This window comes from Priestia sp. YIM B13491 (genome assembly GCF_042787605.1).
Taxonomy (GTDB): Bacteria; Bacillota; Bacilli; order Bacillales; family Bacillaceae_H; genus Priestia; species Priestia megaterium_E.
Genome location: NZ_JBHZOR010000001.1, coordinates 585,692 through 612,368, shown reverse-complemented (window position 1 = coordinate 612,368; position 26,677 = coordinate 585,692). Strand labels below are relative to the sequence as shown.

Below are 26,677 nucleotides of genomic sequence, written 5' to 3'. Positions count from 1 at the left end.
TGAAGGAAAAGCTTATTTTTTCTCTGTCATTCTCTTTCTATAGGGATTTTGTTTACTAATTACACAGCTTTTCATCAAGAGACATTCTCAACAAGTAGCTAGAAGTCCTCACAGCAATAGGAAATCTGATATGAATATCTTTTGGTCATGTATTATAAATTGAATTGATACATACAAAATAAGCACCGCGTCTGTTTTTATAGACACGATGCTTATTAAGTTGAACATCAAATAAAGTGAATGGTATTAATTATATGAACGCGAGCAGCTGCCAGTTTAGATAGCTTTTGTTAACTTTGAATATTTTTATTCATCTGTTTAATAGCAGCTTTTTCTAAACGAGAAACCTGCGCTTGAGAAATACCAATTTCTTCAGCCACTTCCATCTGTGTTTTACCTTGAAAGAAGCGCTTTCGTAAAATTAGTTTTTCTCGCTCGTTCAATCTTCTCATACCTTCTTGCAAAGCAATTTCTTCAATCCAAGTTGAATCACGGTTGCGTTCATCGCTTAGCTGATCCATGACATAGATTGGGTCTCCACCATCATTGTAAATAGGTTCAAATAGAGAAACCGGATCTTGGATAGCATCTAAAGCAAACACAATTTCTTCATGCGGCACTTCTAGGACTTTTGAAATTTCCTCAGCTGTAGGTTCCTTGGATGTTTCACTCATAAGCCTTTCACGAACTTGAAGAGCTTTATAAGCAATATCACGAAGGGAACGAGAAACACGGATTGGATTATTGTCACGTAAATAGCGGCGAATTTCCCCTATAATCATTGGGACAGCATATGTAGAAAACTTCACGTTTTGACTTAAATCAAAATTGTCAATGGATTTCATTAATCCAATACATCCAACCTGAAATAAGTCATCAACAAATTCTCCACGATTGTTAAAACGTTGAATCACGCTGAGTACGAGACGTAAATTTCCGCTTACTAGCTTTTCTCTTGCTGTTCCATCTCCAGCCTGCATTTGTTTAAACAACTTTCGCATTTCTTCATTTTTTAATACGGGAAGTTTCGAAGTATCTACTCCACAAATTTCTACTTTATTTCTTGTCAACTCTTTCCCTCCTAACAGGAGATGATGTTCTGAATTCAGTATCTCCTCCGAAGGAAAAAATATGCACTTTTACAATTCTGACAATTCCACGCTAAAAAAGCTGATTGTATAAGATGCTTCTCAGCCCTTATACAATCAGCTTTTTTACTTAAACCATTTTATTAAATTCTTTTCGCAGCCGTTTAATAATTCGTTTTTCAAGCCTTGAAATATAAGACTGAGAAATGCCTAGCATATCAGCTACATCTTTTTGCGTTTTTTCTTCTCCGCCGGCTAGCCCAAAGCGCAGCTCCATAATTTGCTTTTCACGATCATTTAATTGGTGCAGTGCTTTCAACAAAAGTTTTCGATCTACATTGGCTTCCAGGTCTTTTGTGATGATATCTTCTTCGGTTCCCATCACGTCAGATAATAGCAGTTCGTTTCCATCCCAATCAATATTTAACGGCTCATCAAATGAAACTTCAGATCGAATTTTATTGTTGCGGCGCAAATACATTAAAATTTCATTTTCAATACAGCGGGAGGCGTACGTCGCTAGCTTAATTTTCTTTTCAGGATTAAACGTGTTTACTGCTTTAATTAAACCGATGGTGCCGATGCTAATTAAATCCTCAATATTGATTCCCGTATTTTCAAACTTGCGGGCAATATAAACAACCAGTCGCAAATTACGCTCAATCAACAGTGAACGTGCTGCTTCATCTCCTGATGGGAGTTTTTTCAGGAGTACTTCTTCTTCATCTTTTGTTAAAGGCGGTGGAAGAGCTTCACTTCCTCCTATATAATACACTTCATCTGTTTTCAGCTTAAGTTTAATTAATAATTTGTACCACCATAATTGAAATCGAATTCGATATGTAGCCATTCTGTATCCTCCTTTATTTGTTCACACCTTTTACGATGCGGAACTTACTTCTCCAATAACAATGAGCTTCGGATGAACAATACATTCATATTGCTTCTCCACTGAAAGCGTTGTATGACTAATACCTACTAATACTTTAGTGACTTCAATCGTATTGGACTGATGCACCAGCCTTACCATATCTGGCTTTAGAGCAAGAAGCAGCTGATTGGCTTGGCCCACGCTTCGATAAGGGACAAAGCGGACTTTTGAATACCACTCTTGATCAATATCTTCGCTGTGTGAAAAGGATTGGACATTTTTGCTTAATTCCATTAAGCCTTCAGGCAATATTTCTTTTAAAGAATCTGCTGTAACAATCATAACGGGGGTTTTCGTCAGCGGATCTACAAGCTGGTTTCCACTATCAATAAGTCCTTTCATCGACAGCCTCTGTTCGTTTAAAATAACTTCCACATCTACCAGCTGATCAAATGTAATGTTTTTCATTCGCAAATCATCAACTCGTGCTTTTGAAAAATAAGATAATAGCGGAAAACCGATAAGAACAAATATCCAGCTAATAGGATCACCAAACTGTGGAGATTTTGTATCAACCATTTGATTAAGAACAAGAAACTGATCTTGAAATAAAAAGTGAACGCCCATTAATCCTCCACCAACAACAAAGGTTGCAAAATAAAACGTTAATAAATTCTCAAAGAAAAAGCGCAGTCGTTTATAACCAAACGTCATCAATACCATAAAAAAAGAGAATAAAATTTTAATGGCAGGGTGAACCATAAGATGAGAAAAAGGCGTAAACATAAGAAGGACAATTAATGAACCGATAAAGCCGCCAAGCAAAAGCCGCCACCACTTGTAATTCCGTTTAAGTACAACTGCACATAACATTAGTAAAATCGTATCTAACCCAAAATTCAGCATCCATATTAAATCTAAATAGATTGGCAATGTTTATAACCTCTCCATTCTTTCTGAATTTTTCTGTTAAAAATTAGTATATAGTACATCCTATTAGAAAGTCTGTCAGTTCATGCCGAGAAACAAGCAGTATTTTTGAGGAAATCATTCGATATTTGTCACACCACTTTTAGAAAGAAAACATAAACCCTTTAAAGGCATCATATTGACCATGTCGAATGTTTTTTATATTCTTTTTGAGTTTTCTAGATTCATTGCATAAAAAAAGACCTCTGTATAAAACAGAGGTCTTGGTTTTTTATTTTCTTAGCGTCTACGATTACGGTTTCGTAAGAATGTTGGAATATCTAGCGCATCTTCAGACTGTGGCTGAGATGGACGCGTATATTCTTGCTGTACAGGTTCTTCACGCTTTACTTCACGCTTCGGCTGTGGAGCCGGTTGCTGTGTCGATTGCTGCATGCGATTCGCCGATAACGAAGGACGACCTGGTTTTGGCTGTGATAAATCTTGGTCACTAAAGCCAGTTGCAATAACTGTAACAACAATCTCGTCTTTTAGGTTTTCGTTAATAACAGATCCAAAGATCATGTTCACTTCTTGGTCAGAAGCCGAAGCAACGATATCTGCAGCTTCTTGTACTTCGTAAAGACTTAGGTTTGTACCGCCTGTGATGTTCATTAATACACCTTGAGCTCCATCGATAGATGTTTCAAGAAGTGGACTTGAAATAGCTTTTTTAGCCGCTTCAGCAGCACGGTTTTCACCAGTAGCAATACCGATACCCATAAGGGCAGATCCTTTGTTAGACATAATTGTTTTCACGTCAGCGAAGTCTAAGTTAATTAATCCAGGAACTGCGATTAAATCTGAAATACCTTGCACACCTTGTCGCAATACGTTATCCGCTTCACGGAATGCTTCTAGCATTGGCGTGTTTTTATCAACGATTTCCAATAAGCGATCATTTGGGATAACAATCAGCGTATCCACTGCTTCTTTCATTGACGCAATGCCGCCTGCTGCTTGAGTAGAACGCTTACGACCTTCAAACGTAAACGGACGAGTAACAACACCTACCGTTAGTGCTCCTAGCTCACGAGCAATTTGGGCAATGACTGGAGCTGCACCAGTTCCAGTTCCTCCACCCATACCAGCCGTTACGAAAACCATGTCTGCACCTTTTAGGGCTTCTTGGATTTGTTCCTTACTTTCTTCAGCTGCTTTTTTACCAACTTCTGGATTAGCACCTGCACCTAATCCTCTTGTTAATTTAGCGCCGATTTGCATTTTTGTTTCAGCTTTTGATAAATTTAATGCTTGTGCATCTGTATTAACTGCAATAAATTCTACACCTTGGACGCCATGTTCAATCATTCGGTTAACCGCGTTGTTACCGCCGCCTCCGACACCGATTACTTTAATCGTCGCTAATTGGTCTACACTTGTATCAAACTCCAACATGATAGTTCCTCCTAATTCTTCGAAATTACCAATCCGTAACGTTAATCAAAGAAGTATCCAAAAAACTTCTTCATTAAATTTTGGTCATTTTTCTTTTTCGGCTGCTCAGCTGATTGTTGCGGCTGCTGTGGTTTCGGGCTAGGTTTGATCATTTCTTGCTCAATCGGCTCTTCTTCCACAACTGGCGCTCCAATTTCCCGGCCTTGTATTTTAGCATTTTTGTATGCAAATTTTATTAATCCTACGCCTGTTGTATAATGCGGCTCACGTACTCCAATATAATCAGGCACTGCTATGCGCACGTTATTCTTTAAAATCACTTGAGCTAGCTCAAGAATACCAGGCATCGCTACTACTCCGCCTGTTAAAACAAATCCTCCTGGAATATCTTTGTATCCTAGGCGATTTACCTCTTGCGTAATCATATCTAAAATCTCTTCTAGTCTAGCTTCAATAATATCAGAGATTTCGAGCTGATTAAACTGCTGATGCTGATCGCTTCCAATAATCGGTACACTAAATACTTCTTCTTCAGAAGCATGATCGTAGAAAGCATGTCCATGCTTTATCTTAATATTTTCCGCATCTTCAGTCGATGTGCGAAGGCCAATCGATAAATCCTTGGTAATGTGCTCTCCGCCAACAGCTAGTACATTTGTTACTTTCAAATGTCCTTGGTCAAAAATCGCAACCGTTGTTGAACCTCCACCGATATCTACCAGTGCGACACCTAAGTTTTTTTCATCACGAGATAATGCAATTGAACCAGCGGCTAGAGGCTGTAAACAAATATCACTGATTTCTAAACCAGCTCTTTCTACACAGCGTAATAAGTTATGTAAAACCGTTCTAGATCCCGTTATGATTGTGCCTTCCATTTCTAAACGTACCCCAATCATGCCTCTAGGATCATTAATACCTTCTAAGCCATCTACAATAAATTGCTTTGGAATAACATCAATGATTTCACGATCTGGCGGGATAGACATGACTTGAGCAGCATCAATTACTCGATGAATATCTTCGTTTGTAATTTCACGATTCTCGCTTGACACGGCTACTACTCCGTGACAATCTTGTAAAAATACATGATTTCCGCTTATGCCCACTACAACCTTTTTAATTGTAATGCCTACCATTCGTTCAGCTTGTTCTACTGCTTTTCTAATAGATTGAACTGTTGCATCTATATCAACGATAGAACCTTTTTTTAGTCCGTGTGATTTAACATTCCCTACACCAATGATATTCAATGAATCGTTACTCATCTCTCCGATGATTACTTTCACACTGGATGTACCGATGTCTAAACTAACGTATATTTCATTGCTGTTCATTCTTTGGCACCTCCTTTTTCTTTCTGCACATGTCATCTTAATAAATTAAGAAGAACAACAATATTAATTTTTTATTATATGAAAATATTCAACAAATACATCTGTTTCCCTTTTGTAAAATCAATTTTTTTCAAGTTTTTCACAGACTTTATCTCTTTCAAAGAACAAAACGTTCTGGTTTTGACTTTTTTTTAGATTTAAGCCTAAAATTCACTGAAAAAAGCTATTTAACTACAAGTCTACACTAAGATGTACACTGAGAAAAGCGAAACTTACCTAGAACAAATATTACATTTCCATTTCACAGCAACGGAGAAGAAAATCATATGTATGCAGAATACTTGCATGTGATTATACAATGTACGAGGGCTAGTTTGCCAGTCTCAACTCATCTATTTCCTTTAATTAACACTTATAAAAAATAATTACTGCTTGCTCTTTTTATAAGGTTTAAATGCATATCCTTCTTCTAAATCAATAATACCTTTTTGATCATCACTTAATTTACTTGCAATAGCTGGGTAATGAACAATTTTATCAGAGAAGTTGCTAATTTTCCCGCTTACTTCACGCGTATCATTCATAAACACCTCGATGTGAAGAGGTTCTGATTTTGTCGGCGCGTAGTAAATCTCAGAAATAGCCCCTTTTATGCTCTTAGGCGTTTTAGCTAATTCTTGAACCATGCTTTGTATAGCGTCTCCGTCTTTCCAGTCAATTAGCAGCGGAGCGTCGGATGACACTTTCTTAGCACTTACTTCTTTTAGAACTTTTCCATTTTCATTCACAGGGAAATATTTATTCCCCGAGGTTACATATGCAATTCTTGCGTACTCTTTTACGTCGATTACGACCTTATTAGGAAATGTTTTGTGAATGACAGCTTCCTTTACCTCAGGGTTTTTTTCGACTTTTTCTTGAATTTGATCAGCATCAGCTTTCCAGTAGCTGGTTTTTTTGGACAGACCACTCGCTTTGACAATATCCTTATCACTTACATGTTTATTCCCTTGTACTTCAATGTTAGAAACATTACTCAGAGAAGATTGAGAATATACAATAAATAAAATAAGGATGAAAAAGAGTGATAAATACAAAATCAGCCGTCTATTTGCTTTTTGCTTTCGCTGTTCTTGCAGCTTCGGTACCCGATCTTCTAAAACAATTAACTTACCTTTTTCCATTTTTTTCACCCTTATCCATTTGAGAAAATAAACGAGGAATTACCATCTATTTATTTCCAATCTTTGCTTCATGAGAATATCCCCATTATAGCATAGAATAAACACATAAAAGCTACCTTTTCACGCATAACCATACAGCCACGGGCTGGGTAATTAGCGGCCGATAATCTCAACTTCTGTATGAATATCAATATCGAATTTCTCTTTAATTGTTTTCTTAACATGAGCAATTAAATTCAGCACGTCTGAAGCCGTTGCATCTCCTGTGTTGACAATGAAGTTCGCATGCTGCTCACTAATTTGCGCCCCGCCTACTGAAAAACCTTTTAAGTTGGACTTTTCAATTAAGTCTCCTGCATAATTTGGAAGCGGATTTCTAAAAATACTGCCTGCACAAGGGAAATTCCAAGGCTGTGTTTCGCGGCGATAGTCTTTATTTTTCTGCATGACCGCCACAATATCATCTTTCGTTCCCTTTTTCAAACGCAGCACGGCTTCTACACATACTCCGGGACGGTCTTTTTGTAGAATTGAATGACGATACGAAAATTGAAGCTCTTCATTTGTCAGCCACTCAAGAGTGCCATCTTCAAATAAAATCAGCGCTTTTTCGACTACATGAGACATATCAGAACCATGGGCACCTGCATTCATATAAACAGCGCCTCCCACAGATCCAGGAATTCCACTTGAAAACTCCAGCCCAGACAGGCCTTGTTTTGTAATAACTGTTGCAAGCTTGATGCTAGGGTATCCCCCACCTACAGTAACCGTCTCTCCATCTACTGTTAAATCATCTAATCCGGCTCCGAGCTTAATGACCACGCCTTCAATTCCCTTATCAGAAACAAGAAGATTAGATCCTCGACCAATCGCTCTCCATTTCACGCCGTGTTTTTTAATAATATCCATTGTAACTTTTAAGTGATCAACAGAATCAGGTTCTACAAGCACATCTGCTGGACCACCAATTTTCATTGTTGTATGTTTTGCTAGCGGTTCATTTTCACGAACCTTTCCAATATTCGCTTCGACTAACTCTTTTACTAACGCTTCCATAAGAACCTCCTAAAACCCTCTTTGCTGTTATAAAACTTTCATGTCAATGCGCCCTTACTTCTAATGCATAAGAATAATAAGAACAGATTCATAACTAAGCAGCAGCACCTTGTAAGATACCTTTTTTCTACGAAGGCACTCTATTCTGTTGTCAATTTCATCATTTTTATTTATCGTATGACATTCACCCATAGAATGTACGTTCATCTGCTATATAAAGTAATTTTGATTGTTTTTTTATCGTTTTTCATTTAGAAGTTAAACACATGCTGACAGTCATAAAAAAACGCTACGCTCATAAGTGCACATACGTTCACCTACTCACTAAGATAAAACATTTAACCTTACACATCATACCATAGTTGGACTCAAAATTGGTTATCACAACATTACATTTTAAAAACATTTCATACAAAAATATCATCTACCTGTAAAAAATCGAAAATAAACCGCCAACAAAATCCGGCGTGCACTTGGATTTAAGATGACGGTTTACTTCAGTAGACCATTGCCTACTTGACATTATACAATTTTTTTCAATTAATAGCGAGAATATCTACTAACATTTAACAAAACTCCAACTGCTGCCAGCATGAGCGTCAGCGACGATCCGCCGTAACTTAAAAATGGAAGCGTAATTCCCGTAACAGGCATAAGACCTGTTACCACGCCTATATTGATCATGACTTGAATCGCAACCATTGAAATAATTCCTAAGGCTAAAAACGTTCCGTAAAGATCAGGTGCTCCCAGCGCTACTTTAATTCCTCTCCAAAGCAATAAGCTAAACAAAAGTAGAACAAGTGTTCCGCCGATAAAACCGAGCTCTTCTGCCAGAATAGCAAAAATAAAATCAGTTTGAGGCTCCGGCAGATAAAAGAACTTTTGTCTACTTTGCCCTAACCCTAATCCAAGCAATCCCCCCGGCCCAATTGCATAAAGAGATTGAATGATTTGAAACCCGCTTCCAAGCGGATCTTCCCAAGGATTTAAAAATGAGGTGATGCGTTTAATCCGATAAGGAGCTGATAAAACAAGCCCTACAAAACCGGCAACGCCAAGCAACCCAAGACCTGCAAAGTGACTTACCTTTGCTCCTGAAACAAAAATCATGACTAAACAAGTTCCAACAAGCACCGTTCCAGTTCCTAAATCCGGCTGCATCATAATAATGCCAAACGGTAAGAAAACCAGTAATAACGCCGGTAACATTCCTTTTCTAAAGGATGTAATTTTCTTCTGGTTTTCTGATAAATATTTCGCTAAAAATATAATCATAGCAAACTTCATAAATTCTGAAGGCTGAATCGAAAACGCTCCAACTCCTATCCAACTTTGCGACCCATTCCGTACTAGCCCTACTCCCGGAATCAATACAAGTACCAGCATAACAAAGCAAATGATTACAATTGGCTTTGCCCACGTACGCCACATCCAATAATCAATATTCATGATGACAAACATCGCGCATACTCCAAGCCCTGCAAATAAGAGCTGGCGTTTAGCAAAGAAAAAAGAATCATTAAACTTGTATGTAGCCCATACCGCACTTGCACTGTATACCATGATAAGGCCGATGGTTAGCAAGGAAAGCGTAACGATTATGAGAAAAAAATCTGGGGTAGACCTTTTTGTCGACACTGTCACACACCTCTAAAAATAGATTAGGGCTAGTGTATTTTCTAGGTGTTTAGACAAGCCCTTATTTCAGTTTATGCACAGATTCAATAAAGATGTCACCACGTTCTTCAAAAGTTTTAAATTGATCCCAGCTTGCACAAGCAGGAGATAATAAAATAACATCTTCTTCATCTGAACAAGCATATGCTTCTGAAACTGCTTGTTTAACATTATCGACACGTTTTACAATTTGTATTCCCTCTTCTTTGGCTACACGTTCAATTTTAGGAGCCGTTTCACCAAACGTAATAACAGCTTTCACATTTTTAAACTCTTCTTTTAAATCATCAAACTCATTGCCGCGATCGAGTCCGCCTGCAAGTAGAATCGTCGGCTGTGAAAAAGCGGAAAGAGCTACTTTTGTAGCAAGCATATTTGTAGCTTTAGAGTCATTATAAAACTTACGTTTGTTGATTGTCGTGACATATTGAACGCGGTGTTTAACACCAGCAAACGTTGTGAGCACGGAGTAGATAGCTTCATTTGAACAGCCGTACAGCTTCACAACGGATACAGCTGCTAAAATATTTTCTTGATTATGTTTGCCTGGCAGCACCACATCTTTTAAGGACATCACTTCTTCATCTTTAAAGAAAATCGTTTCGTTTTTAATATACGCTCCTTCTGTCGTTTGAGCTGTAACAGAAAAAGGTACTTTTGTCGCTTTAATATTTGCACTAGCTTTCATCACTAGCTCATCATCCGCATTAATAACGGCAAAGTCTTCACTTGTTTGATTGTTAAAGAGATTTGCTTTCGCTTTGATATATTCCTCTTTTGTACCATGATAGTCTAAGTGAGCATCAAACAAATTCAATAATAAAGAGATTTTCGGACGGAATTTTTCAATTCCCATCAGCTGAAAAGAAGAAAGCTCCGTTACAATTACATTGTCCTTTGTTGCTTTTTGCGCCACTTCACAAGCTACTGTTCCAATATTTCCAGCAATCAACGGCTGCTTTTGATCTTCTTCTAACATTTTATAAATGAGCGTTGTTGTTGTTGTCTTCCCATTGCTTCCCGTAATTCCGATAAAAGGAGCTTCGCTAATTTCATAAGCTAATTCTACCTCTGTTAAAATCGGAATATGTCGCTTTAATGCTTCTTGCAATAGAACATTTGAATACGGAATCCCAGGGTTTTTTACAATAACATCCGCTTTGTCTAAAAGCTCAAGCGGATGATGTCCACAGACAACTTCAATGCCCGTTTTTTCTAATTCCTGTGCTGCTGCGTTCTCTTCGTACGGTTTTTGATCATTAACGACTACTTTAGCACCAAGCTGTTTAACTAACTGAGCGGCTGCTAAACCGCTCTTGGCTAATCCTAAAATAAGTACTTGTTTACCTTGATACGTATTGACTGATTTCATTTAAATCCACACCTCGATATAAATTCCAAGCATTGCAAATAATAGTCCTACAGCCCAAAAAGTCATAACTACGCGCCATTCCGACCAGCCGCTTAGCTCGTAATGGTGATGAAGCGGGCTCATTTTAAACACACGTTTTCCTGTTGTTTTGAAAGATGCGACTTGAATAATAACAGATAATGTTTCAATAACAAACACACCACCGATAATAACAAGCAAGAATTCCATTTTCATTAAGACAGCCACCGTAGCGATAGCTCCTCCTAGCGCTAAAGAACCCGTATCTCCCATAAATACTTTTGCAGGATGGGCATTAAAAACTAAAAATCCTAACACAGCTCCTACTACAGCAACTGAGAAAATAGATAGTTCAAACTGCTCTGCATTCCAGGCGAGAACTGCAAATGCACCAAAAGCAATCGCACTTGTACCAGATACAAGTCCGTCTAATCCATCCGTTAAGTTGACCGCGTTTGAAAAACCAACAAGCCAGATGATGAGGAAAACAACATAAAACCAACCTAAATCGATTGGGTCTTTAATTCCTGGAATCGTCACTTCAGTTGAAAACTCAAACTGTCTTGCAATAAAGTAAAAAATAATTGAAATGACAACCTGACCTAAAAACTTTTGTTTAGATGTTAATCCAAGGTTACGCTTTAACACTACTTTTATAAAATCATCTAAAAATCCTAATAAACCAAATCCGATTGTGACAAATAATAATAGAAACGTCTTATATGTAAGTTCTGCATATTGATTGACCATAATAAGAGTTGCCACAATAATAGATAATAAAATCATGATACCGCCCATTGTAGGTGTACCTGATTTTTTTTGGTGAGATTTCGGGCCTTCATCACGAATACTTTGACCAAACTTTAATCTTCTTAAGAAGGGAATAAAAATCGGCGACAATACAACCGTAATCAAAAAGGCTACGCCGATTGTCAATAAAATTGATTGTTCTAGCACGATGCCCCCTCCTTAACTTCTAACTCATTCCGACTCATTTTGTTCTCTACCCATTTCATTACTACTTTCGCTCCTCAATCATTTTGCGTGCTACTTCTCGATCGTCAAAATCGAATACTTTTTTACCAATAATTTGATAGGTCTCGTGCCCTTTTCCAGCAATGACAATAACATCATCTGCATGCGCTGTTTCCACTGCATAGCGAATAGCTTCTGCACGATCAGCAATCGTCACATAGTTATCTGTATCCAAACCTTCTTCCATATCTTTTAAAATAGCCAATGGATCTTCACTTCGTGGATTATCAGATGTCAAAATAGCTTGTGTACTGTATTCAGCTGCAATCCGAGCCATGATTGGTCGTTTTGTACGATCTCGATCTCCGCCACAACCAACAATAACATATATATTGCGTTTTGCGAATTCTTTTACAGTTTTTAACACGTTCTCTAAGCTGTCCGGCGTGTGGGCATAATCCACGATAACCGTAAAATCTTGCTGCGCATCAACCACTTCAAAACGCCCAGACACACCTTCTAACACTTTTATTTCCTCGACAATAACTGACAGAGGGAGACCAGATACTAAACATGCAGCCGTAGCCGCTAATACGTTGTAGACGCTAAATTTCCCAATAAGCTTCATTTCTACAGAAACCGTTTCTGTCGGTGTTGTCAAATCGAACGTTGTGCCGCTGTTTGTAATTTGAATATTCGTTGCACGAATATCACTTTCACGGTCAATACCATACGTAATCACTGTAGCAGCCGTGTTTTTAATATATTCCTCGGTTGCCGCATCATCGACATTAAGAACAGCAAATTTAGGACGAGTATGGTTATAAGCATTTCCTAACTGTGCAAATAGCAACCCTTTCGCACGACGATAATCTTCCATTGTATGATGATAATCCAGATGATCTTGCGTTAAGTTACTAAATACCGCCACGTCAAAGTCGCACCCGTGTACGCGTCCTAAGTCAAGCGCGTGAGATGATACTTCCATCATCGCTACTTCTACATTCTCTTCCACCATTTGATTAAATGTTTTTTGAAGAGTCAGCGATTCAGGCGTTGTGTTTTTCACATCATAAGACGTATCACCAATACGAATTTCAATCGTTCCAATTAGACCCGTCTTTTTATGCTGTGATTTAAAGATATGCTCAATTAAATGTGTAATCGTTGTTTTTCCATTTGTGCCTGTTACACCAATTAAATGCATTTTTTGTGTGGGCTGATTGTAGAAAGCATCCGCCAGCACTGCCATTGCTCGCTTTGTACTCTTCACGCGTACAACGGGCACTTCTACATCCACAGGCTTTTCTGCTAAGATTGCTACTGCCCCTTTTTCCACAGCCATCTGTGCAAAGCTATGACCATCAACCGTATAGCCGTCTATACAAATGAACAATGCTCCGGGCTTAACTTCTCTTGAATCCATTTCAATTGACGTAATATCAATATTCTGTTCAGGAAGCTGAACAAAATCATGTAAATGTGTTAGTAGTTCTCGTAAATCCATTCCTACCATGTCCTCTCTATTTGTAAAGTGAAACGTTTGTTATAAGACGCTATGGCAACTATTCTTCTTTTTCTAGCACCTAACCTATTACATTTTACAGAAAAAGAAGCCCGGAGGGAACACCCCCAAGGCTTATTTGTTGATTTCATGTTCACACGCAGCGTAACCTGCTGATTATCATGCAAGGAAGAATAATAGTTTATAGAGATTTTTATTTTCCCATATAAATTCTAACCGTTTCGCCTTCTTTAACTTTCGTTCCGGCTGCAGGAGACTGCTTGACCACTTTATCTCCTTCGCCACTCACATCTAATTTTAAATTAAGTAGCTGTTCTTGTAACTCTTTTTTTGACATTCCTACGACATTTGGTACTTTTATCATTGGTGTGTCCAGCCACGTTAACTCTTTTTCAATTTGTCCTTTACGCGGTTTAACGTCCATCACACGCAAACTGTCTTCAATCATTTTACCTACAATCGGAGCTGCTACCACTCCACCAAACTGAATGGTGCCCTTTGGATTATCAACCGCAACATACACGACAATTTCAGGGTTATCTGCTGGTGCAACACCGATAAAAGAAACGATGTGATTATTTTTTAAATACTTTCCATTTTGAGCTTTCTGCGCCGTACCCGTCTTTCCTCCAACGCGGTATCCTTCCACAAAAGCTCCTTTTCCGCTTCCTTGTGCGACTACACTTTCAAGAGCAAAACGCACTTGCTTAGACGTTTCCTCGGAAATAACTTTTCGCTTAGCAACCGGTTTATGACTGCTTACAACTTTTCCGGTAGTTGGATCCACCCACTCTTTTGCAATATAAGGTTCATAAAGCGTTCCACCGTTTACGGCTGCTGAAACAGCAGCTACTTGTTGAATAGGAGTAACAGCAACCCCTTGCCCAAAAGCTGTTGTAGCTTGTTCAACCGGACCCACGCGCTCAAGCGGGAACAAAATTCCTTTTGCTTCCCCTTGTAAATCAATACCTGTTTTTTGACCAAAGCCAAATTCTTTAATGTATTTGAACAATTTCTCTTTTCCTAAACGTTCCCCAAGCTCCACAAAACCAGGGTTACATGAGTTCTGTACAACTTCTAAAAAAGACTGCTGTCCGTGTCCGCCTTTTTTCCAGCAGCGAAGTCTCGCTCCTCCAACTTCCGCGGCTCCATCATCGTAGAATTGATCTTTTAGTAAATCCACTTTCTTTTCTTCAAGAGCAGCTGCCAGTGTAATAATCTTAAACGTTGATCCGGGCTCATATACGCTCCAGATTGGAAGATTGCGATTATACACCTCAGGCTTCACATTTTTAAAATCCGTCGGATCAAAGCCCGGACGACTTGACATACCTAAAATTTCACCGTTTTTAGGATTCATGGCAATGGCAATCATACCATCTGGATTATAAGCTGTCTGAGCATTATCCAACTCACGCTCCATGATTGTTTGCACACGTGAATCAATGGTCAATCTCAAATCGAGCCCGTCCACAGGCGCTGTGTAGTCATCGGCTATATTGGGCATCTTTTTACCTTTAGCATCAGAATACAATTTAACTGAACCTTTTTGTCCTTTTAGCTCTTTATCATAATATAATTCAAGGCCCGTTAACCCTTGATTATCTACTCCCGCAAAGCCTAATACATGCGACAAATAACTTCCAAACGGATAGTACCGCTTCGAATCCTCAGCTATATATACGCCTTTTAAATTTAAATTTCGCACTTCATTTGCTTTCGCATGTGAAATTTTTCTTCCTTCAGGACGCAAATATACGCTAGAAGAAGCTTTTGTTATTTGTTCATATACTTTTTCTTTTGATGCTCCCAGCACTTTTGCTAACTTTTCAGCCGTAACAGCTGGATTTTCAACTTGTCTTGGCATAACTAAAACGGTCGGTGCACTTTTATTTGTAGCAAGTGCCACATCATTGCGATCTAGTATCTTTCCTCTTTCAGGTTCAAAAGGAATATTCCGACTCCATAAGTCTTTGGCTTTTTCAGTTAGCGTATCCCCAGTCAGCAACTGTACATATCCAAGCCTTGTATCAATAATCAAAAACACAATAAAACCGACAAACAAAACAATGGCTAGCCTTTTACGAACTGTGACTCCTGATACCCGCATATATTAGAACCTCCTCTGAATCGGCTCGTTCCAATATATGCTTGTACAGGATTCACTAGAACTTATTTTCTAGTCAAGTTGCTTATCGTCTTTTTTACTGTCAGACTCACTTTTTTCCGTTTCTTTTAGCTTATTTAACGTGCTTGAAAATTCTTTAGGCGTTTCAAGTTCCACTTTCAGGTACGTTCCTGATTTTAGCGGATCTCCTGCTTTAATACTTTGACTTACAACATAACCATTTTCAAGTGCGCTAGGTCGAACGTTGACAAATTCACTAAAGCGAATAACGTCACGATGTGAAAAACCTGTTAAATCAGGCATTGTGGCTTTTCCGTTTGTCTTAATGAACACGCGTTGACCAGTGACAATGGTATCAGAAGTCGGTGATTGGCTTTCTACCGTATCTCCTTTACCTATTACAACAGGAACAAGCCCTTTTTGTTTTAAGTCTTTCACGGTACTATCAACTGATTCATTAACGTAAGATTTAAGCTTGATTTCTGAATCCACTTTCTTTTCTTTCGTTTCTTTTCCGTCTTCATCCGTTTTTTGAGGCTCCACTCCTAAATACTGCAGACTATTTTTCATCACCGGATTAAATACAGCTGTAAGCGGCGCAGTACCCGTTTCTTGAGGCGTGAGAGTTGGATTTTTAACGGCTACATAGACAAGGAGCTTTGGATCCTTAGCAGGTGCAAAGCCCATAAAGGAAATGAAATTTTTCCCGTGTCCATGCAGGTAACCTCCGGTAGGCCCAGGAATTTGAGCTGTTCCCGTCTTTCCAGCGACATCGTATCCTTCAATCGCGTAAGGTTTGCCTGTTCCATCATCAGAAGAAACAACGGTTTCTAAAATACCTAGCGTTTCGTTCGCTGCTTTTTTAGAAATAGGCTGGCCTACTACGGTAGGTTTTGTTTTCTTAATTGTTTTCTTATTTGTTTCATCGACTACTTGTTTAATCACGTAAGGCTTCATCATTTTCCCGTCATTTGCAATCGCAGTAGCCGCTTGGATTTCTTGAATAGGCGTAAAAGCAGACGCCTGTCCAAACGCAGTGGTTACGCGGTCTCTCGGGTACTTCGTCACTAACTTGCTAGAAGCTTCATTTGGCAAGTCAATTCCCGTCTTGTCCATAAAGCCAAACTTGTCCAAGTATTTATACAAACGGTCGGTACCTAATTTTTCGTTGGCTAAAATGGCAACCGCTACATTTGAAGACCTTTGAATTCCTTCATTAAATGTAATAGCTCCCCAGCCGACTCCGCCGTTGTGATCGTTAATCGGAACGCTGTTTTTCGTTACTTTATAAGATCCCGACTGATAGCGGTCTTCGCCGTTATAAACGCCTGCATCAATCGCGGCTGCTAGCGTAAAGATTTTCATCGTTGAACCAAGCTCATAGCTGTTTTCAACAAACGGATTGCGATAAGAAGTGATATCACGAATATTTGGATCAAATGAAGGTCGGTTTGACATCGCCAAAATTTCACCGGTTTTCGGATTCACTACCGTTGCCATTAGCTCTTCTGGTTTATATTCTTTAGCAGCAGCTGTCATCGCATCCTCTAAAAACGTTTGAATTTTTTCATCAATCGTAAGCGTAACGCTGTCTCCGTTTTTAGGAGCTACAATTGACTCTTTTGGATCCGGAAGCTTAATTCCGTTTTTAGCAGCTTCGTATTTCACATATCCATCTTCTTCAGAAAGCTGCTTATCAAATACTTTTTCAATTCCCATTTTCCCTACGATTTTACCCGTATCATCTTTTTGTGCATATCCTAAAATACTTGAGGCAAATACACCGTTTGGATAGAAGCGCTTCGAATCGCGTAAAAACGTGATGCCCGGGAGATTTAGCTTCTCAATTTTTTGCTTTAGCACGTTATCAATATCACGTCCGCCTGGGCCAAGTTCTACTTGGAAGGTACCACGTTTAATTCCTCTCGTTAACATGCTTTCAATTTTCGATTCGTCCATCTTCAACAATGGGGCTAATTTTTGAGCCGTCTTTTCTGGGTCTACCACATGTTGCGGGTGATCTTTATCTTTTGTTTGTTTTTTATCTAAAATCGCCACAACCGTATAAGCACCCGTGTCTTGGGCGATTGCTTCTCCATTTCGATCGTAAATCGTACCGCGCTGTCCTTCAATTTTAGACGTTCGCGTATGCTGTTTTTGTGCAATTTCGGCTAAAGCTTCTCCGTCTGCTTTGCCCGTCGCTTGGATGTAAAAGAACCTGATGGCTAATACAAAAAAGAGCAATGCAAATATTAAAATTAATATTGCTGCTCCTGTACTAATATTGCTATTTTTTCTTGGCGTAGTCATCGCAATTAATCGTTAACGACTTTTACGTTATTTTCATTCAATTTTAGTCCAAGTTCTTTTGCTTTTGTCCAAATACGATCGTATGCACTTAACTCTGTTACCTGTAATTTTAACTCATTGTTTTTTGCTTCTTGCTTGTCAATCTTTCCATCGAGTGATTGCACTTCTTCACTGATGCTATAAAGCGAAGATTGATTTGAAATGATTTGCACAGACCCAAACAGCATGAGTGCGACAAACCCAGAATACACAATTTTTTCACCAACCGTGATTTTTCTTTTTGTCTTTCGAACAACTTGACGTACCGTCTTTTGCTGCTTCTGCTGCTGGTCTTGCTCTCTTACTTTGTATGCTGCATTGTTCATTCTCGTCCCCTCCTCTTTGATTAAACCCTTTTATTAGACTAATTTCTCAACAATTCGAAGCTTTGCCGAGCGCGCGCGCTTATTTTCTTCTACCTCTTTTTCTGAAGGTAAAATAGGTTTTCTTGTAATGACTTTCATTTTAGGTTTAAATTCTTCTGGAATAACCGGCAGTCCATGAGGAAGCTGCGGAACCGTGCTTGCATTTTTAAACGCTACTTTACAAATTCGGTCTTCAAGTGAATGGAAGGTAATAACACTTACACGTCCACCTTTTTTGATTACATCCATGGCCTGTTCAATTGCATCTTCAAATACTTGAAGCTCATCATTTACAGCAATTCGAATAGCCTGGAAAATCCGTTTTGCCGGATGTCCACCCGTTCGTCTAGCTGGCGCTGGAATACCATCTTTAATAAGATCAACCAGCTCTAGCGTTGTTTCAATTGGTTTAGACTCTCGATATGCCTCAATTTTGCGGGCAATTTGTTTCGAAAACTTTTCTTCTCCATATTGGAAAAAGATTTTTACAAGTTTTTCATAAGGCCATTCATTTACTACGTTGTACGCAGAAAACTTTGAGTTTTGATCCATGCGCATATCAAGCGGGGCCTCATGATGAAAGCTGAACCCTCGCTCTGGTGTATCCAACTGAGGAGACGAGACGCCTAGGTCAAACAATACTCCATCTACTTCTTCAATTCCATGTTTCATTAGCTGCTCTTTTAAATAGCGAAAATTACTTTTGATTAGAATAACTCTGTCTAGATACGGGGCTAATTTTTCTTTTGCATTTTCAAGAGCAACATCGTCTTGATCAAACGCAATTAATTTCCCTTTTTCTGATAGCTGTTTTACGATATATTCACTATGACCTGCTCCGCCAAGCGTGCAGTCGACATATACTCCATCCGGCTTAATATTTAAGCCTTCCGCTGCTTCTTTAAGCAAAACAGTTGTGTGATTAAACATTATGACACCTACTTCTTTCTAAACTACTTAGTTATGTATACAAAAAGCAAAAAACGGTGTTTTTCTTTGATATATATACACGTTTATATTATATATCAAAGTTCAACATTATTTCAGCTATTTATATAAGAATTAAGTAGAATTTTGTCTTTTTGTCACAAATAGTGTCATTTTGTTAAAAGTAGGACATATTCGTAGAATAAAATGTAAGGAATATAAGGTTTTTTTGTGTAATTAGAAATAAATACCTTATAAGGATCCAATTGGCTGACATTCACCTTGTAAACTTGTTCTCTTTTCCAAAATAAAAATCCTGCTTTTCAGCAGGATTTTATTAGACATAGCAGACTTTTAACTGGTGATTTAATTCGACTTCAGCACTTAGTAAATCTGACACAAATTGCATACCATAGCCGTTTAAATAATACATAATATTCCACATGCGTTCTTGTGGAGCATTGTAGGGACGAAGAGCAAGTTCAATTTGAGCATATTTTGAATGCTTCACATCGTGCTTAATGAGCTGTTTGGATTCGACAATCTTTTGAATGGTTTCAAACTGCTTTTGAATAATCGCTCGATTTTTAAGCATGACTTCATCAAATGTTTTGTCTTCTTTTTGAATATTTTCACGAAGAGTTTTATGAATTTTTTCAAAATCTTCTTTCGCTTTTTCAAAATACATTTCGTACGGGTTGTGAACTTCTGTCTTAAGCCAGTGCTCCCTCTCTGCATCTACGCCTTTGTTAATGACATTCGAAAGGTCTAACTGAAGTTCATCCATATACTTCTCGATATGTCTTTCTACGATTGCATAGGATAACCTCGGAACCACTGGAGGCATTTTAAAGCTAAATAAAGAAAATGCTTTTTCAAGCTCTGCCCAATACGCTACTTCCCCTGGACCTGCAATAAACGCAAGGGTAGGAAGTAAGTACTCCTGCATAAGGGGTCTAGTCACAACGTTATTACTAAGAAGCTCTGGCGTTTGTTTAGCAATTTGAACCAGCTCTTCTTTAGACAGCGCGAGTTCATTTTGCTTTCCAACAAACTGCTCTTGCTCTGCGTCTCTTTCTAAAAGTACTCTGTTTTCGTTGTGTGAATAAAAGAGATGGGCCGTTTCTTCTCCCACTTCAATCATTCGTCCGTATTGTTTTTGAATCTCTGTTTGCTGTTCCATAACGGCTGACGATAATTTGTCATTTTGTTCAATTAACGTCACAAAGAAAGAAGATTCAATGCTGCGCACTTCTTTAGAAGCTGCATCCATTAAAATAAGACCTGACTCTGCAAACAATGTGGTAACCAAATGAGCAAAGAAATCGACATAGGTACGTGATTTATCTAACGCCTCTAAAACAAAGTGTAACACCTGATTTGTATGCGCCGTTTCGTTAAACGTTTGAAAAACATCACGAACCCAGCTTCTACAGGCTTCATGATCTAATTTAATTTGAGAAACCATTTGCTTTTTCTTTAAAGAATGCTTTAACGTTTTCTTTAAAAGCTGGTTTTTATGCTCTGTGTATACATGGTTGATCTCAGCAAAATCATGATCTTCTCCAGCAATCCAAAATACCGGAAGCACGGGCACGTTTAGAGCTGCCTCTTGTTGTTTAGCTAGCAGCACAATTGAAATCACTTTATGAATGGTGTACAAAGGACCTGTAAGCAGCCCCGCTTGCTGACCTCCAACGACCACTACGCTGTTAGGATCTTTTAGCTTTTCAATATTTTCAATCGTCTTAGAAGATGCTCCGTAGCGCTTATTAAAATCAAGCAGATACTCAGCAAGCTGTTCTCTTGGATAAGACTGCTTTTGAACGTCCGCTAAACGTTTTTCATATACGTCTTTTTCGTGTATATTATAATGAAAAAAGGAAAGTGCTTGCTTTTCACCTTTTATGTAATCGTTCGTTAGTTTGTTTCCCGCCTTTAAAGAGACGTCTGTAATCTCCATGAAAGAACTTCCTTTCTTTTCCTAATACTTATATTCTCTACATATAGCTTCATTATCCATAATGTAACTGCTCACGTCTAGTAACATGCTTTACAGAGAGGAAATACGAAAAGCGATTCCACCTATATTTAACACAATATGTGCAATAAGAAACAAAACGAAATTCATCCGAAAGAACCCTTTCGCAATAAGCTTCATTTCTAAGTCATGTTTGACTTTCCAATGTACAAACATCATAATCATTGCCACAACTAAAAGGACTAACGCAATCAACCACAAAAAAGAGTGCCCGAAAATTTCCACAGCTGCATAATGCACGGACAAAATAAGAAAAACCGTAGTAATGTACGTTGCTATGTGGACAGATTTCCTTTTATTTTTCGTCAGTTTGCGTAAAAGCATGTATAGAATAAAAAAACCGACGAGCGGCAGAGTGACAAACGTCGCAAAAACGCCAGCAATAAAACTTCCCATGTTACTCACCCTTTTCTTCTTCGATTCCTTTTATTGACCTATATAAAAAGTCAACAATAGGCGTCGACGTTCTTTTTTCAGCAGCTTGTGTTTGGATATAACCTAAGATAGCATCAATCTCGGTTTGCCGCCCCTCCTGTATATCTTTTAGCATAGAAGATTGATTTGTACTCGTGCGCGAACAAACCCCCAGCGCATTTTCCCAATAATTAAAAGCTGAATCTAGTTTTAATACATCCGCAATCTCTTCAAACAATAGACGCATCGTTTTATAAAAATAGCTGTTGTGAATCAGCTGCCCATTTTTCACGCGATACAGCGCCGTAAGAGGATTAATGAGCGCATTTACAACTAATTTCTTCACCAGCATCGCATACCAATCTTTTTCAATTACCCAAGGAAAATTCACAATTGGTAAGATAGACTCCATTTCTCCTCTGTACGAAGCAATACGGGTTGTTCCTATTCCTGTATGATGGACGCTATCCATATTTGTACGCATTGCCCCATGTTCAACTGTACCCAAATAGAGAGTGCGCTGCGGGAGGTTTTTGAGAATTTCAATATGGCTCATACCGTTTTGGATAAACAAAAGGGGAGTATGTATAGTAAGGGTTTTAATAAAAGGAATAATCTCTTTTAAATGATACTGTTTTACAGTAATAATGATTAAATCTGCTTCTTTTATGTTTTTTTCCAGAGGGATAGCACTGACTTTTTTCGTGTGATGTTCCCCTTGTCTATCTAAGGTAATTCCATTTTCGTTAATACACTTTGCTTGAGTTGGTGTTTTCGTGTACAAGGTTACATCATAACAATCTGATAAATACGCGCTAAACAACAGACCTAATGATCCGCCTCCAATAATACCTATAGTTTTCATCGTATTTTTTGTTCCTCTTTCTATTATTGAGTTTCATTTTAGCAAAAAAATGCTTTGAATTAAATGCATTCTTTAAATTTTACCTATTCATATAGCCCGTGTGATTAAAAATCACCGGGCTTATTGTAAATTATTTAGAGTGATCCCGTTTTTTTCTATTATACGGGATACACCGGATGTTTACGACGGCTAAAGGTCACATTCTTTGTTTCATATAAGCGAAAGCGGTCAATTAACGTTCGACGCAGTTCGTTAGCAGGAACGATGTCGTCAATAATAAGTTCAGATGCCAGCGTATAGATATCGATGTGTTCTTTATACTCCTGCTGTTTCTGTTTAACAAACATGAACCGCTCTTTCGGATCTTCAATTTCATTAATTTTATTAGAATAGACGGCATTTACTGCAGCTTCAGGACCCATTACGGCAATTTGAGCAGTAGGCAATGCAATGCAGCAATCTGGTTCAAAAGCCGGACCAGCCATAGCGTAAAGCCCTGCGCCATAAGCTTTACGCATGACTACGGAAATTTTAGGAACTGTAGCTGAACTCATCGCTGCAATTAATTTGGCTCCATGTCTAATGATGCCAGCTCTTTCTACTTTGGTTCCAATCATAAATCCAGGCACGTCAGCTAAAAACAGCAAAGGAATATGGAATGCATCGCACAATTGAATAAATTTTGCGCCTTTATCTGCTGAATCTACAAACAGCACTCCCCCTTTAACTTTTGGCTGATTAGCAACAATCCCTACTACTTTTCCATCTATTCGTGCAAGCCCTGTTACCAATTCGGCGGCAAACAGTTTTTTTATTTCAAAAAAGCTCCCCTCGTCAATAAGGGTATCAATTGCTTCATAGATATCAAATGGAACATTTTGATTCTCCGGAATTAGTTCTATTAAATCTTTTGTCTGCTTAGGCTCTTTAGCTTTTTGTACTTTAGGCTTTTCTTGATAGTTTTGTGGAAAGTACGTTAAATAAGATTTGGCATACGAAATAGCTTCTTCTTCAGAATAAGCCAGCACATCCCCGCACCCGCTAACGCTGCAGTGCATATGTGCTCCTCCCATTTCTTCTAGCGTAACCTTTTCTCCAATAACGGCTTCGGCCATACGCGGCGACCCTAAGTACATAGAAGCGTTCCCATCTACCATCACAACAATATCACAAAATGCAGGGATATAAGCCCCTCCAGCTGCTGACGGACCGAAAAGCAAACAAATTTGAGGAATGACGCCGGAAAGTTTTACTTGATTGTGAAAGATCCGTCCAGCTCCTCGGCGGTTTGGAAACATATCTAATTGATCCGTAATACGTGCTCCCGCGGAATCCACCAAGTACAGCAAAGGCACATGCAGTTTTTCTGCAACTTCTTGAATCCGAATAATTTTTTCTACTGTTCTGGCCCCCCAAGACCCTGCTTTTACAGTAGAGTCATTAGCCATTACACAAACCGTTTCACCGTTTACTTTTCCAATTGCGGTTACAACACCGTCTGCCGGCAACCCTTGGGCTTTATTATTTGCAAACATGCCGTCTTCTTCATATTTCCCGTCATCGAATAAAAGGGCTAAACGATCTCTTACAAAAAGCTTCTGTTGCTTTGCAAGTTTCTCTTTGTACTTTTCAGCGTTGCCCCGCTCTACTTTTTGACGGTTTTCATCATATTTTTTCTGAGATTCACCTGTATGTATCATGATATCTCCCCTTTATGAGTTATGAAATAGTCACCAAAACGTCGCCTTCGTTCACAAAATCCCCCACCGCTATATGGACCGTCTCTGCAATACCGGCTTGATCGCTTTCAATAGGAATTTCCATTTTCATAGATTCTAATACAACAACAACTTCTCCTTTGGCTACACTTGCTCCTTGCTGAACAAACACATTAAATACCATGCCTGCCATTGTCGCTTTGATTTCACTCATTGTGGTGCTCCTCCTTTATTTAATACTGTTGATAATAACGATGTGTTATAGGTGCCCTTTTCATATAACTCTTCATTTAACAACTGCTTAAATAGAGGAATATTTGTTTTGATTCCCTCTACAACAGCTTCTGTAAAATATGATTTAGCTAGTTCAATTGCATTTGAACGCGTACGACCAGTAATGATAACCTTTGCAATCATTGGATCATAAAAAGGTGTAACCGCATTCATATCACTGTAGCCGCTATCTACGCGCGCGTAGGTTCGCTCCGGCAAGTGATAACCCGTAATTTTCCCCGGAGCCGGTAAAAAAGTAAACGGATCTTCTGCATAAATTCGAAATTCAATGGCGTAGTTATTTGCTGCTATTTCCTCTTGCATACGAGGAAGCTTTTCACCGCGCGCAGCTAAAATCTGCCACTTAACTAAATCGACCCCTGCAATTTGCTCGGTGATCGGATGCTCAACTTGCAGCCGCGTGTTCATTTCAAGAAAATAAAAATTTTCGTCTTCATCCACGATAAACTCCACCGTACCCGCATTATAATAGCCGATTGCTTTAGCCGCTTGAACGGCTTGGTTTTGCATGGCTTGTCGCGTACTTTCTTTTAAAGAAAGCGCAGGGGCTTCTTCAATCACTTTTTGATTTCTTCTTTGTACAGAACAATCGCGTTCAAAAAGATGAACGACATTACCATGCTGATCTCCAAAGACCTGTACCTCGATATGTTTTGCGTTTGTGATAAGCTTTTCAATAAACATTCCTTCATGACCAAAATATGCTTTTGCTCTTGCTTTTGTTGAGGCATATACTTGTTTTACTGCTTCTTCGTTATCGCAGCGCACCATCCCAATTCCTCCGCCGCCTCCGCTTGCTTTTAACATAACGGGATATCCAATTACCCCCGCTACTTTACAAGCCTCTTCAACTGACGTCACATCGCCTTCGCTGCCGGGGACAACAGGTACACCCGCTTCTTTCATCGCGGCACGAGCAGCAATTTTGTCGCCCATCATCGAAATGATTTCGGGAGAAGGGCCGATAAAACAAAAACCTTCATCAATCGCTCTTTTAGCAAATGCACTATTTTCCGATAAAAATCCATACCCAGGATGAATGGCATCTACTTTTTCTTCATGACTAATTCGCAGCAATTCTTCTACATTCAAATATGACTTTTGCACAGGAGGCTCTCCAATTCGACGTGCTTTTGTAGCTGCTTGAACATAAGGAAGCTCTGCATCTGCATCGGAATAGACAGCCACCGTTTCAATGCCCATTTGTTTGCATGTATGAATAATACGAAGAGCAATTTCTCCTCGATTTGCAATCAGTATTTTTTTCACCTTTCTCTCCCCTTTCCTCAAATTTCTACTTTCCCCCATATAATTCTACAATAATTTTAAAACTCCTCTACAATTTTTGAAAACGCTTTCTATTTGAATCTCACTTTCCTTTTGCTTCCTTTCTAAAAAGTGATGCTTATAGTAATGTATTCTTCGTATGTAACTGAAAGAATTCATTTTTCCTTATGCGCATTGAATATTCGTTCACCAATCATGAAAACAGAATATTTTGTATTTTTGTTATATAATATTAGATGAACGAACCAAGCCAGTTCGTTTGTCTAGCAAGGAGACATAACAAGGGGGATATGGGATGAATTACGAAGTGAAGCATTTAAAAATTAATTTTAAAACGCTAGAAGAGTTCAAGAAATTCAAAGAATATGGCATTCAAGAACTTTCAATGCTAGAAGAATTACATGCCAAAATTTCCGATAATGAAATAAATTCTCCGTTTTACGGTATTTATTTTGGAAATAGCTTAGTGGCTCGGATGAGTCTCTATAAGCGAAACAAACAGTACGATCAATATTTCGAGCCGCCTCAAACGTATATTGAAGTGTGGAAACTCGAAGTGCTCAGCGATTTTCAGCGCAAAGGATTGGGTCAAACCCTCGTTGAATACGCCAAATCCTTTCAATTACCTATCAAAACAAGCCCACGAGTAAAATCGAGTGATTTTTGGTCAAAAATGGGGTTTGTACCTGTAACATATGATATCGATCGTGATTTGGGAGAAAACCCTCTTATTTGGCTACCAAACGGTGTAAGCGAACAAAAATAAACAGCTGATTTCCAGCTGTTTATTTTATATCTATGTGGTATATGTGA

The 26,677-nt window shown here is 38.7% G+C and carries 22 protein-coding genes; 1 reads left to right on the top strand and 21 read right to left on the bottom strand.

Annotation, left to right across the window (positions count from 1 at the left end; translation table 11 throughout):
* Positions 1-290: 290 nt before the first annotated feature.
* The 21 genes from sigG to ACFX4E_RS03060 form a co-directional block, all read right to left on the bottom strand.
* On the bottom strand, positions 291-1,070 hold the full coding sequence (sigG, locus tag ACFX4E_RS03160) for an RNA polymerase sporulation sigma factor SigG (protein ID WP_013058952.1): 780 nt from the start codon (positions 1,068-1,070) through the stop codon (positions 291-293).
* A gap of 148 nt (positions 1,071-1,218) precedes the next feature.
* Positions 1,219-1,938: an RNA polymerase sporulation sigma factor SigE gene (gene sigE, locus ACFX4E_RS03155; RefSeq protein WP_013058953.1), complete on the bottom strand. Its 720-nt coding sequence runs from the start codon at positions 1,936-1,938 to the stop codon at positions 1,219-1,221.
* A 30-nt stretch (positions 1,939-1,968) separates the two neighbouring features.
* Positions 1,969-2,892, bottom strand: coding sequence for a sigma-E processing peptidase SpoIIGA (spoIIGA, locus tag ACFX4E_RS03150; protein WP_377237896.1), 924 nt, complete (start codon positions 2,890-2,892; stop codon positions 1,969-1,971).
* A 276-nt stretch (positions 2,893-3,168) separates the two neighbouring features.
* The gene (ftsZ, locus tag ACFX4E_RS03145; protein WP_013058955.1) at positions 3,169-4,326 is read right to left on the bottom strand and encodes a cell division protein FtsZ; all 1,158 of its coding nucleotides are present in this window, start codon (positions 4,324-4,326) and stop codon (positions 3,169-3,171) included.
* A 41-nt stretch (positions 4,327-4,367) separates the two neighbouring features.
* Positions 4,368-5,663, bottom strand: a complete 1,296-nt coding sequence (gene ftsA, locus ACFX4E_RS03140; protein WP_013058956.1) for a cell division protein FtsA — start codon at positions 5,661-5,663, stop codon at positions 4,368-4,370.
* Positions 5,664-6,088: 425 nt separating this feature from the next.
* Positions 6,089-6,847: a cell division protein FtsQ/DivIB gene (locus ACFX4E_RS03135; RefSeq protein WP_016765445.1), complete on the bottom strand. Its 759-nt coding sequence runs from the start codon at positions 6,845-6,847 to the stop codon at positions 6,089-6,091.
* A 153-nt stretch (positions 6,848-7,000) separates the two neighbouring features.
* Positions 7,001-7,906, bottom strand: coding sequence for a UDP-N-acetylmuramate dehydrogenase (gene murB / locus ACFX4E_RS03130; RefSeq protein WP_013058958.1), 906 nt, complete (start codon positions 7,904-7,906; stop codon positions 7,001-7,003).
* A gap of 540 nt (positions 7,907-8,446) precedes the next feature.
* On the bottom strand, positions 8,447-9,547 hold the full coding sequence (gene spoVE, locus ACFX4E_RS03125) for a stage V sporulation protein E (RefSeq protein WP_013058959.1): 1,101 nt from the start codon (positions 9,545-9,547) through the stop codon (positions 8,447-8,449).
* Between the two features lie 61 nt (positions 9,548-9,608).
* Positions 9,609-10,958, bottom strand: a complete 1,350-nt coding sequence (murD, locus tag ACFX4E_RS03120) for a UDP-N-acetylmuramoyl-L-alanine--D-glutamate ligase (protein WP_028411474.1) — start codon at positions 10,956-10,958, stop codon at positions 9,609-9,611.
* Positions 10,959-11,933: a phospho-N-acetylmuramoyl-pentapeptide-transferase gene (gene mraY / locus ACFX4E_RS03115; RefSeq protein WP_013058961.1), complete on the bottom strand. Its 975-nt coding sequence runs from the start codon at positions 11,931-11,933 to the stop codon at positions 10,959-10,961.
* 61 nt (positions 11,934-11,994) lie between these two features.
* Complete coding sequence (locus ACFX4E_RS03110) at positions 11,995-13,458, bottom strand: UDP-N-acetylmuramoyl-L-alanyl-D-glutamate--2,6-diaminopimelate ligase (RefSeq protein ID WP_028411475.1); 1,464 nt, start codon at positions 13,456-13,458, stop codon at positions 11,995-11,997.
* Between the two features lie 211 nt (positions 13,459-13,669).
* On the bottom strand, positions 13,670-15,586 hold the full coding sequence (locus ACFX4E_RS03105; RefSeq protein WP_013084856.1) for a stage V sporulation protein D: 1,917 nt from the start codon (positions 15,584-15,586) through the stop codon (positions 13,670-13,672).
* Between the two features lie 69 nt (positions 15,587-15,655).
* Positions 15,656-17,914 carry a penicillin-binding protein gene (locus ACFX4E_RS03100; protein ID WP_377237897.1) on the bottom strand — a complete coding sequence of 753 codons (2,259 nt, stop codon included), beginning with the start codon at positions 17,912-17,914 and terminating at the stop codon, positions 15,656-15,658.
* Positions 17,915-17,919: 5 nt separating this feature from the next.
* Complete coding sequence (gene ftsL, locus ACFX4E_RS03095; RefSeq protein WP_028410764.1) at positions 17,920-18,279, bottom strand: cell division protein FtsL; 360 nt, start codon at positions 18,277-18,279, stop codon at positions 17,920-17,922.
* Positions 18,280-18,312: 33 nt separating this feature from the next.
* The gene (rsmH, locus tag ACFX4E_RS03090) at positions 18,313-19,248 is read right to left on the bottom strand and encodes a 16S rRNA (cytosine(1402)-N(4))-methyltransferase RsmH (protein ID WP_377237898.1); all 936 of its coding nucleotides are present in this window, start codon (positions 19,246-19,248) and stop codon (positions 18,313-18,315) included.
* Between the two features lie 334 nt (positions 19,249-19,582).
* The gene (gene bshC, locus ACFX4E_RS03085) at positions 19,583-21,208 is read right to left on the bottom strand and encodes a bacillithiol biosynthesis cysteine-adding enzyme BshC (protein ID WP_377237899.1); all 1,626 of its coding nucleotides are present in this window, start codon (positions 21,206-21,208) and stop codon (positions 19,583-19,585) included.
* 90 nt (positions 21,209-21,298) lie between these two features.
* Positions 21,299-21,682 carry a DUF3397 domain-containing protein gene (locus ACFX4E_RS03080; RefSeq protein WP_013058968.1) on the bottom strand — a complete coding sequence of 128 codons (384 nt, stop codon included), beginning with the start codon at positions 21,680-21,682 and terminating at the stop codon, positions 21,299-21,301.
* Position 21,683: 1 nt separating this feature from the next.
* Positions 21,684-22,565 (bottom strand): 2-dehydropantoate 2-reductase, encoded by an 882-nt coding sequence (locus tag ACFX4E_RS03075; protein ID WP_377237900.1) that lies wholly within the window; start codon positions 22,563-22,565, stop codon positions 21,684-21,686.
* A 158-nt stretch (positions 22,566-22,723) separates the two neighbouring features.
* The gene (locus ACFX4E_RS03070; RefSeq protein ID WP_063248565.1) at positions 22,724-24,265 is read right to left on the bottom strand and encodes an acyl-CoA carboxylase subunit beta; all 1,542 of its coding nucleotides are present in this window, start codon (positions 24,263-24,265) and stop codon (positions 22,724-22,726) included.
* Positions 24,266-24,284: 19 nt separating this feature from the next.
* Positions 24,285-24,497 (bottom strand): biotin/lipoyl-containing protein, encoded by a 213-nt coding sequence (locus tag ACFX4E_RS03065; protein ID WP_013058971.1) that lies wholly within the window; start codon positions 24,495-24,497, stop codon positions 24,285-24,287.
* Positions 24,494-25,846, bottom strand: coding sequence for an acetyl-CoA carboxylase biotin carboxylase subunit (locus tag ACFX4E_RS03060; protein WP_033579760.1), 1,353 nt, complete (start codon positions 25,844-25,846; stop codon positions 24,494-24,496). The genes ACFX4E_RS03065 and ACFX4E_RS03060 overlap by 4 nt, the downstream gene beginning before the upstream one ends.
* A gap of 313 nt (positions 25,847-26,159) precedes the next feature.
* Here ACFX4E_RS03060 and ACFX4E_RS03055 point away from each other — a divergent pair, with 313 nt between their 5' ends.
* Complete coding sequence (locus ACFX4E_RS03055; RefSeq protein ID WP_013058973.1) at positions 26,160-26,630, top strand: N-acetyltransferase; 471 nt, start codon at positions 26,160-26,162, stop codon at positions 26,628-26,630.
* Positions 26,631-26,677: the final 47 nt, after the last annotated feature.